The 7490-nt window shown below is 72.6% G+C and carries 6 protein-coding genes; 4 read left to right on the forward strand and 2 right to left on the reverse strand.

The window, feature by feature from the left end:
• Nucleotides 1-86: 86 nt before the first annotated feature.
• On the reverse strand, nucleotides 87-983 hold the full coding sequence (locus AOK23_RS04010; protein WP_055711364.1) for a DUF3109 family protein: 897 nt from the start codon (nucleotides 981-983) through the stop codon (nucleotides 87-89).
• 71 nt (nucleotides 984-1054) lie between these two features.
• Between AOK23_RS04010 and AOK23_RS04015 the strand changes: the two genes are divergently transcribed.
• The 4 genes from AOK23_RS04015 (at nucleotide 1055) to ilvD (ending at nucleotide 5578) form a co-directional block, all read left to right on the forward strand.
• Nucleotides 1055-1987 carry a Ppx/GppA family phosphatase gene (locus AOK23_RS04015; protein ID WP_055711365.1) on the forward strand — a complete coding sequence of 311 codons (933 nt, stop codon included), beginning with the start codon at nucleotides 1055-1057 and terminating at the stop codon, nucleotides 1985-1987.
• A gap of 186 nt (nucleotides 1988-2173) precedes the next feature.
• Nucleotides 2174-2995 carry a sugar phosphate isomerase/epimerase family protein gene (locus AOK23_RS04020; RefSeq protein ID WP_079049281.1) on the forward strand — a complete coding sequence of 274 codons (822 nt, stop codon included), beginning with the start codon at nucleotides 2174-2176 and terminating at the stop codon, nucleotides 2993-2995.
• Entirely contained in the window at nucleotides 2992-3609 is a 618-nt protein-coding gene (locus tag AOK23_RS04025) for a TetR/AcrR family transcriptional regulator (RefSeq protein WP_055711366.1), read from the forward strand. Before AOK23_RS04020 ends, AOK23_RS04025 begins: the two co-directional genes overlap by 4 nt.
• Before the next feature lie 115 nt (nucleotides 3610-3724).
• Nucleotides 3725-5578 carry a dihydroxy-acid dehydratase gene (ilvD, locus tag AOK23_RS04030; protein ID WP_055711367.1) on the forward strand — a complete coding sequence of 618 codons (1854 nt, stop codon included), beginning with the start codon at nucleotides 3725-3727 and terminating at the stop codon, nucleotides 5576-5578.
• Between the two features lie 99 nt (nucleotides 5579-5677).
• Here ilvD and AOK23_RS04035 read toward each other — a convergent pair.
• Nucleotides 5678-7490, reverse strand: a 1813-nt coding sequence (locus tag AOK23_RS04035) for a serine/threonine-protein kinase (RefSeq protein WP_055711368.1), incomplete at its 5' end; no start/stop codon positions are given.

The following is a 7490-nucleotide window of genomic DNA, read 5'->3' on the forward strand; positions in this document are numbered from 1 at the left end:
TCGGCCTCAGGGTGCGGGCGGCGATCCCCCGCCCGCACCCTGAGGCCGACAGGGGAGGCCGCCGCGAGAGGCCGGTGCCGGCCTGCCTACGGCTCCACCGGCTCCACCGGATGCGGCGCCACCGGGTCCGCCGGATGCGGCGCCACCAGCGGCAGCCGGGTCGCCAGCCGCTCCTCGCACAGCTCCACCAGCCGGTCGTACGCGGCCTTGCCCATCAGCTCGATCAGCTCCGGCCGGTACGACACGTACACCGGCTCACCAGCGCCGTGCGCGGACGTCGCCGACGTGCACCACCAGTGCAGGTCGTGGCCGCCGGGGCCCCAGCCGCGGCGGTCGTACTCACCGATCGACACCTGCAGCACCCGGGTGTCGTCGGGCCGGTCGATCCAGTCGTAGGTGCGCCGGATCGGCAGCTGCCAGCAGACGTCCGGCTTCGTCTCCAACGGCTCGCGCCCCTCGCGCAGCGCCAGGATGTGCAGCGAGCAGCCCGCCCCGCCGGCGAAACCCGGACGGTTCTGGAAGATGCACGAGCCCTTGTACGGCCGGGTCTGCCGCTCACCGTCCTCGTCCTGGGAGACCCACCCGGTCCGGGTGCCCACATCGTGGAACTGCCAGATCTCCGGCGTGAGCCTCGCCACATGTTCGGCGACCCGCTTCTCGTCGTCCTCGTCCGAGAAATGGGCGCCCAGAGTGCAGCAGCCGTCGTCCGCGCGCCCCGCCTGGATGCCCTGGCAGCCACTGCCGAAGACGCAGTTCCAGCGGGAGGTCAGCCACGTCAGATCGCAGCGGAAGACCTGTTCCTCGTCCGCCGGATCAGGGAACTCCACCCACGCGCGCGCGAAATCGAGCCCCTTCTCGTCGGGCTCCGGAGCGCCCTTGCGCGGTTTCGGGGGTTTGGTCGCCGCCTTCGCCCGCGAGGACCCGGCGTCCGCCGCGGCCGTCACTGCCGACTTGTCGGCCTTTGCCTTTTTCGTCTTTGGCACCCGTCCAGGGTACGGCGCCGAAGCCCGCGTGGAGGACGGCGCACGGCCGGTCTGGCAGTAGCGTTCCGCCCATGAGACTCGGTGTCCTCGACGTGGGATCGAACACGGTGCATCTGCTGGTGGTGGACGCACACCCGGGCGCGCGCCCCCTGCCCGCGCACTCGCACAAGGTGGAGCTGCGCCTCGCCCAGCTCCTCGACGAGGACGGCGCCATAGGCCACGACGGGGTCGACAAACTCATAGCCGTCGTCCACGAGGCCCGCCAGGCCGCCGAGGACAAGGGCGTCGAGGAGATGCTCCCCTTCGCCACCTCCGCCGTGCGCGAGGCCAGCAACGCCGACGACGTCCTCGCCCGCGTCAAGGACGAGACCGGGGTCGAACTCCAGGTCCTCACCGGCGCGGAGGAGGCCCGGCTGACCTTCCTCGCCGTCCGCCGCTGGTTCGGCTGGTCCGCGGGCAAGCTCCTCGTCCTCGACATCGGCGGCGGCTCCCTGGAGATCGCCTACGGCATCGACGAGGAGCCCGACGCGGCCGTCTCCCTCCCGCTCGGCGCGGGCCGCCTCACCGCCGGCTGGCTCCCCGGCGACCCGCCCGCCCCGGACGACGTCCGCGCGCTGCGCCGCCACGTCCGCGCCCAGATCGCCCGCACGGTGGGCGAGTTCAGCCGCTTCGGCGCCCCCGACCACGTGGTCGCCACCTCCAAGACCTTCAAGCAGCTCGCCCGCATCGGCGGCGCCGCCCGCTCCACCGAGGGCCTCTACGTCCAGCGCGACCTCAAGCGCCAGGCCCTGGAGTCCTGGGTCCCCAAGCTGGCCGAGATGACCACCGCCCAGCGGGCCGCCCTCCCCGGCGTCTCCGAGGGCCGCGCGAACCAGCTCCTCGCCGGGGCGCTGGTGGCCGAGGGCGCCATGGACCTCTTCGAGGTGCAGACCCTGGAGGTGTGCCCCTGGGCCCTGCGCGAGGGCGTCATCCTGCGTCGCCTGGACCACATGGGCACCACCTAGGAGCCCTCCTCGCACACCGGGGACGGCGGGGCTCAGAGGACGCGGGGAGCAGCGCGGGCGACCGTGAGGGACCCGCGCCCGCCCCCGCCGAACGCCTCCCGCGGCGATGTGGTGAGCGCCACCCGCTCCCGGCCAACAGCCCGCCCCTGCCCCACACGACGAACCCCACCCTTTAGGCTGTGCTGCGTGGCAGAAGTGGTGCGGATCCCGGACGCGAAGGTCGCCCTGTCCACGGCCTCCGTGTATCCGGAGTCCACGGCGACGGCCTTCGAGATCGCCGCGCGCCTCGGCTACGACGGCGTCGAGGTCATGGTCTGGACCGACCCGGTCAGCCAGGACATGGAGGCGCTGCGCCGCCTCTCCGACTACCACCAGATCCCCATCCTCGCCGTTCACGCCCCCTGTCTGCTGATCACCCAGCGGGTGTGGTCCACCGACCCGTGGGTCAAGCTCCAGCGCGCCCGGGCGGCCGCCGAGAAGCTCGGCGCCAGCACGGTCGTCGTCCACCCCCCGTTCCGCTGGCAGCGCCAGTACGCGCGCGACTTCGTCACCGGGATCTGGCGCATGGCGGGCGAGACGGACGTACGGTTCGCCGTCGAGAACATGTACCCCTGGCGCTACCGCGACCGCGAGATGCTCGCCTACGCCCCCGACTGGGACGTGACCAAGGACGACTACCGGCACTTCACGATCGACCTCAGCCACGCGGCGACCTCCCGTGTCGACGCGCTGGAGATGGTCGACCGCATGGGCGACCGCCTCGGCCACGTCCACATGGCCGACGGGCGGGGCTCGGCCAAGGACGAGCACCTCGTGCCGGGCCGCGGCACCCAGCCCTGCGCCGAGCTGCTGGAGGGCCTCGCCCGCTCCGGATTCGACGGCCATGTCGTGATCGAGGTCAACACCCGCCGGGCCATGTCCAGCGCCGAACGCGAGGCCGACCTCGCCGAGGCCCTCGCCTTCACCCGGCTGCACCTCGCCTCCTCCGCGAAGGTCCCGCGGCCGTGACGTCGGCCACCCCCCGCCGCCGGGGACGGCCCCCTCGTACGGAAGCGGCCGACGCCCCCGCCGCCCGCGACCGCATCCTCGCCGCGGCCCGCGAGGAGTTCTCCGAGCTGGGCTACGACAAGACGTCGGTCCGGGGGATCGCGAAGGCCGCCGGGGTGGACTCGGCGCTGGTGCACCACTACTTCGGGACGAAGGAGCAGGTGTTCGAGGCCGCCATCCTGCTCTCCTTCGCCCCGGCGGTCGAGGCGCCCAGAGCCGTCGAGGACGGCCCCCTCGACACCGTCGGCGAGCGGCTCACCCGCTTCTTCTTCGGCGTCTGGGAGAACCCCGCGACCCGTACGCCCCTGCTCGCGATCGTGCGGTCGGCCGTGAACAACGACACCGCCGCCGCCGTGTTCCGGCGGATCGTCGCCACCCAGGTGCTCCGCCGTATCGCCGGCCGGTTGGACGTCGCGGACGCGGAACTGCGGGCCGAGCTGGCGGCGGCCCAACTGGTGGGGATCGCGATGATCCGGTACGTGATCAAGGTCGAGCCCCTGGCGTCGGCGGACCCCGAGCAGATCATCAAACGAGTGGCCCCCGTGGTGCAGGCCCACCTGACAGCACCCCACTGAGGACGCCGAAAACCGAGACGCTCGTCCCGTCATCCGGACGATGTGTCCGCCCACTGGATAACCGGCGTACGCTCGACTTCAGTCATAACTCTCCGAAGGAGCGAGGCGAGCGACGATGCCCGAGCTGAGGTCCCGCACAGTCACCCACGGCCGCAATATGGCGGGCGCCCGCGCCCTTATGCGCGCCTCCGGTGTACCGGGCGCGGACATCGGCCGCAAGCCGATCATCGCGGTCGCCAACTCCTTCACCGAGTTCGTGCCCGGCCACACCCACCTCCAGCCGGTGGGCCGGATCGTCAGCGAGGCGATCCGCGAGGCCGGCGGCATCGCCCGCGAGTTCAACACGATCGCCGTCGACGACGGCATCGCCATGGGCCACGGCGGCATGCTGTACTCCCTGCCCTCCCGCGACCTGATCGCGGACAGCGTGGAGTACATGGTGGAGGCCCACTGCGCCGACGCCCTGATCTGCATCTCCAACTGCGACAAGATCACCCCGGGCATGCTGAACGCCGCCCTGCGGCTCAACATCCCGACGGTCTTCGTCTCCGGCGGCCCCATGGAGTCCGGCCGGGCCACCCTCGTCGACGGCACGGTCCGCACGCTCGACCTGGTCGACGCGATCTCCGACGCCGTGAACGACAAGATCTCGGACGAGGACATCCTCCGTATCGAGGAGAACGCCTGTCCGACCTGCGGCTCCTGTTCCGGCATGTTCACCGCCAACTCGATGAACTGCCTGACCGAGGCCATCGGCCTGTCCCTCCCGGGCAACGGCTCGGTCCTGGCCACGCACACGGCCCGCAAGCAGCTCTACGTCGACGCCGCCAACACGGTCATGGACATCACCCGCCGCTACTACGAGCAGGACGACGAGACGGTGCTGCCGCGTTCCATCGCCTCGTTCGCGGCCTTCGAGAACGCCATGGCCCTCGACATCGCCATGGGCGGCTCCACCAACACGATCCTGCACCTGCTGGCCGCCGCCCAGGAGGCGGGCGTCCCCTTCGGCCTGAACGAGATCGACGCCGTCTCGCGCCGTGTGCCCTGCCTGGCGAAGGTCGCGCCCAACGTCGCGAAGAACCGCACGTACTACATGGAGGACGTGCACCGCGCCGGCGGCATCCCCGCCCTGCTGGGCGAGCTGCACCGCGCGGGCCTGCTCAACGAGGACGTGTACTCCGTCCACAGCGCCTCTCTCGCCGACTGGCTGAAGACCTGGGACGTGCGCGGCGGCTCCCCCTCCCCCAAGGCCCTCGAGCTGTGGCACGCGGCCCCCGGCTGCGTGCGCTCCGCCGAGGCCTTCTCCCAGTCCGAGCGCTGGGAGTCCCTGGACGACGACGCCGAGAACGGCTGCATCCGCTCCGCCGAGCACGCGTACTCCAAGGACGGCGGCCTCGCGGTCCTCAAGGGCAACCTGGCGGTCGACGGCTGCGTCGTGAAGACGGCCGGCGTCGACGAGTCGATCTGGACGTTCGAGGGCCCGGCGGTCGTCTGCGAGTCGCAGGAGGAGGCCGTCCAGAAGATCCTGCTGAAGGAGATCAAGGAGGGCGACGTCGTCGTCATCCGCTACGAGGGCCCCAAGGGCGGCCCCGGCATGCAGGAGATGCTCTACCCGACCTCGTACCTGAAGGGCCGCGGCCTCGGGAAGTCCTGCGCGCTGATCACCGACGGCCGCTTCTCCGGCGGTACGTCGGGTCTGTCGATCGGCCACGCCTCGCCCGAGGCGGCCGGCGGCGGCACGATCGCCCTCGTCGAGGACGGTGACCGCATCCGCATCGACATCCCCAACCGCACGATCGAGCTCCTCGTCGACGACGCCGAACTGGCCCGCCGCGAGCAGGCCCTGAACGGCGTCTACGCACCCAAGAACCGCGAGCGGAAGGTCTCCGCCGCGCTGAAGGCGTACGCCGCGATGGCCACCAGCGCCGACAAGGGCGCCGTGCGCGACGTCTCCAAGCTGGGCTGACCCGATTTACGGAGGGCCGCTGCCGGGAGGAGATCCCCGGCAGCGGCCCTCCGCGCGTGCGGTGCCCCAGTGACTACGGCACGCGCCCGGCCCCGGCGGTCACCAGCCCGCCGGAGCCCCCGCGTCCACCCCGAACACCGTGCCGTCGGGGGCGCCCGCGAAGACGCGTCCCTCGACGACGACCGGCGTGGCCAGCGCGGCCACGACCCGGTCGGTGTCGCCGAGCCGTGGGGGAGTCTCCCCGGTGAGCCGGCCCTTGCGGGCGTCGAGCGCGAGCAGCCGCCCGTCGGCGGTGGTGAAGTACACGTACCGTGCGTCGGCCACGGGCGCCGAGCCCTGCGCCACCCCCGTCTCGGCCCGCCACAGCTGCCTGCCCGCCTTCATGTCGACGGCCACGAGCGAACCGCCGATGCCCAGCAGATAGACGCGGTCACCGCGGACGACGGCGAGCGCCTGCTCCAGCCGCACGGGCAGCGTGAACCGATCCGTCGTCCCGGCTTCGGCGTCGTAGCGGACGACGCCCACCGTGTCGCCGTACACCCCGCCGCTGGCCACCAGGAAGAGGGCGTCACCACTGGCCCCCACCGGCTTCAGAGCACCGTCCAGCCGCGCGTCCCACTCGACGTCCCCGGTCTCGGGATCCACCGCGGTGACCCGCGTCCGCGCCTCCGCCCCCTCGCCGGTGACGCTCGCCACATAGGCCGGCCCGTCCCCGCCGAACGAGGTGAAGTACGCCTCCCGCTGCCCGGGGAGGGCACGGCTCCACAGGGTGTCGCCGGTCGCGCCGTCCAGGCCGGTGACGGTGCCGTCGGCCGCCGTCAGCAGGAGCACACCGCCCACGAACCGCCGGCTGCCGTACGCGGTGAGGTCCCGTTCCCAGCGGACCTCGCCGGTCGCCGGGTCGAGGGCCTGCGACCGCCCGCCGGAGTCCGTCGAGACGTGCACCAGACCACCCGACACGACGGGCGGCTCACTGGTGTCCCCGCTGACGGGGTGCCGCCACAGCACCCGGCCGTCGGCCGGATCCAACGCCGACACCAGGCCCGGCTGCGCGCACACCAGCTTCCCCGCCCCGTACGAGCACTGCGGCGCCCCGGCCTTCTTCGGCGCCGGTTTCGTCGCCCAGGGTTCGAGCGCGGGGGCGGCGGCCACGGTCGCGCGAGGTGTGGCCGCACCGCCGCCGGCCGCGTCCCCGCCGTCGCCGAGCAACCGCATCGAGCCGAGGACCCCGCCCACGACCAGCACCAGCGCGGTGGCGACGACGAGAATCCGCCGACGCGGCCGGCCCCGCTCGCCCCGCCTTTCGGTGGCGTCCGCTAGACGGCCGTCGACCTGCCCGCCTTCCCCCACGCCCGCAGCCGTACCGTCCGGGCCCGTAGACCCCTTTTCGGCCAGGGAGTCCCGAGCGCGCTCCCCGCCCGCCCCCGACCCCTGCTCTCGCTGGGCCGGTATGAACGCCTGGGTGTCGTACGAGGCCGCCACGGACCGCAGCCGGTGCATCAGCTCGTCCGCCGTGGGCCGGTCCTCGGGCTCCTTGGCGAGGCAGTCCCGCACGAGCGGGGCGAGGTTGTCCGGTACGCCGGTGAGGTCCGGCTCGTCGTGGACCACCTGGTAGGCGACGACGTACGGGCTGTCGGAGTCGAAGGGCCCGCGTCCGGTCGCCGCGTGGACGGTCACCGAGCCGAGGGCGAAGATGTCGGCGGCGGGCCCGACCTCTCTCGGCCGCCGGAACTGCTCCGGGGCCATGAAGGGCGGCGTGCCTATCAACTTGCCCGTCTCGGTGCGCAGTTCGCTGTCCTTGGGCCGGGAGATCCCGAAGTCGATGACTTTGGGCCCGTCCTCGGCGAGGAGCACATTGCTGGGCTTGAGGTCCCGGTGCACCACGCCCGCCCGGTGGATGTCCCGCAGCGCC

The organism is Streptomyces torulosus (assembly GCF_001419765.1).
In the GTDB taxonomy this organism is placed as follows: Bacteria; Actinomycetota; Actinomycetes; order Streptomycetales; family Streptomycetaceae; genus Streptomyces; species Streptomyces torulosus.